At 62.5% G+C, this 2,216-nt stretch carries 2 protein-coding genes; one reads left to right on the forward strand and one right to left on the reverse strand.

What is annotated here, in order from left to right; translation table 11 throughout:
- On the reverse strand, positions 1–820 hold an 820-nt coding region (locus tag JNL55_RS05955; RefSeq protein ID WP_293850652.1), incomplete at its 3' end, for a benzoate/H(+) symporter BenE family transporter.
- A 137-nt stretch (positions 821–957) separates the two neighbouring features.
- Here JNL55_RS05955 and JNL55_RS05960 point away from each other — a divergent pair.
- Positions 958–2,216 (forward strand): PLP-dependent aminotransferase family protein (locus JNL55_RS05960; protein WP_293850655.1); only part of this gene is annotated, 1,259 nt, incomplete at its 3' end.

Genomic DNA, 2,216 nt, shown 5'->3' on the forward strand with positions numbered 1-2,216 from the left:
TGGCCGCGACGTTGAACGCATGCGAACCGAACGGCGCCATCAACAGCGAGCCGAAGCCCGTCACGGTGAGGATGGGATTGGCGCTGGTCTTGAAGCCGTCGTTGCGCAGCACCAGCATGCCCGGCATGTACTGGCCGGTCAGCGTGATGACGAAGAGGGGAAACGCGACGCTGAGCAGCGCAGCCATCGAGAAGGCGGGGGCCGTGAATACCGGCATGGCCAGTTCTAGGGCCACGCTTTCGAAGCTGACCTGCCCCATCCCGAGCAGGAGTGCGATGCCGGCGATCAGCACGCCGACGATGGCATAGCGCGCGGTGAACCGGCGCAGCAAAGCATAGGTGAGAATCAACGCGCCGACGAGCAGCGGGTCCATGCCCGCACCGCCAAAAGCGCCAATACCGAAGCGCAACAGAATACCGGCGAGCAGCCCTGCGGCGATGCCGGGCGGAATCATTTTCACGACCCGCTCGAAATAGCCCGACGCTCCCAGCACAATGAAGCCGATGGCGGACAGCATGTAAGCGCCGATCATTTCCGCGTAGGGCGTATTCGGCAGCACAGCGATAAGGAAGGCCGCGCCCGGCGTGGACCAGGCGGTGATGATCGGCTCGCGATAGCGGAAACTCAGCCAGGCGCCCGTCAATCCGACGCCGACCGAGACCGACCAGATCCACGAGGCGGTCTGCTCGGGACTGAGCCCCGCCACCTTCGCCCCCTGAAACACCAGGATGAACGTGCCGCCGTAATTGACGATGACGGAGATGAGCGCCGCGATGATTGGGTGCGTCAGGTCTGCAGGCCGGATGGAAGTGGTGTTCATGCGTCGTGTCCTTGAATGCGATTGGATTGCATGGCAGACAGAATGCCTGCAAAATGGCCTCATTAAAATATCCACTTATGTAAATATTTAAGACCACTTGGCTCTGTGAGTGACATTGAATAAAACAGGAATCCCGCATGAAGACTCGTGCCACCGCTTATCCGATCTGGAACCGCTTTCAGCGGTCGCCCGATGACCCACTGTCTTTGCGCGAGCAACTGGTGCGCTTCTTTCGTAAAGGGGTCGCCGACGGCACCTTGCAACCCGGTATTCGGCTGCCGGCCTCGCGCGTGCTGGCGCAGGAACTCGGTTTATCGCGGATTACCGTCTCCGGCGCTTACGAGCAACTTGTGGCAGAGGGCTTTCTGGAGGCGCGTCGGGGTGCCGGTACCTACGTGGCGGCACGGATTGCCGACCCAAAGCCGCTTTCATCTGCGTCTTCGCCTCAGCAGCGGCAACGCGTGCCGGTTTCGGTACGGGCGCGTCGTCTGACCGGGTTGGATTCAATGTCAATGGCGCGTGCGACATGGCCACTCACGCCCGGCCTGCCGGCGCTGGATGCGTTCCCCTATGCGCTCTGGGGCCGCCTCGAAGGCCGCTTCTGGCGTCGCCGGCCGACTCCCGATCTCTCTTACGGCGATCCCCAGGGCTTTCTGCCGTTGCGCGAGGCCTTGGCAGAGTATCTGGGCGCCGCGCGCGGCGTTGTCTGCAATGCGCACCAGATCATCATCGCGCCCGGGGCGCAAGCGGCGGTTTCGATCGCAACGCTGGCGCTGACCGATATTGGCGATCGCGTCTGGGTCGAAAACCCCGGATACGATGCCGCTTACCGCAGCCTGGTCCTTGCCGGGGTGGCTGCGATGGGTATCCGTGTCGATGCCGATGGACTGGATGTTGATGATGGACGCAATCGCGCTCCCGACGCACGACTCGCCATGGTGTCTCCATCGCATCAATACCCGATGGGCGTCACCATGAGCCTGGCACGGCGTCTCGCATTGCTGCAATGGGCCAACGATGCCAACGCCTTCATCCTCGAAGACGACTACGACAGCGAATTTCGCTATGAATGTGCCCCTGCGCCTGCGCTCAAGGCGCTCGATGGCGGCAACGGACGCGTGATTTACATCGGCACGCTCAGCAAGCTGCTCGCCCCCGGTCTGAGACTGGGCTTCCTGGTTGCCCCCGACGACTTGATCGACGCGCTATGCGCCGTACGCAATGGTACTGACCACCGCGTTCCGATGCCGCTCCAGGCCACGGCAGCCGACTTCATCGGCAACGGTCACCTGGGTGCGCACATTCGACGCTCGAAAGTGCTCTACACCGAACGGCGAGCTGCGTTGTTGTCCGCGATCAATTCCGAAGGCGGCGGATGGCTTACCATGCCGACAGC

Origin of the sequence: Steroidobacter sp., assembly GCF_016790065.1 — a bacterium.
Classification (GTDB): Bacteria; Pseudomonadota; Gammaproteobacteria; order Steroidobacterales; family Steroidobacteraceae; genus Steroidobacter.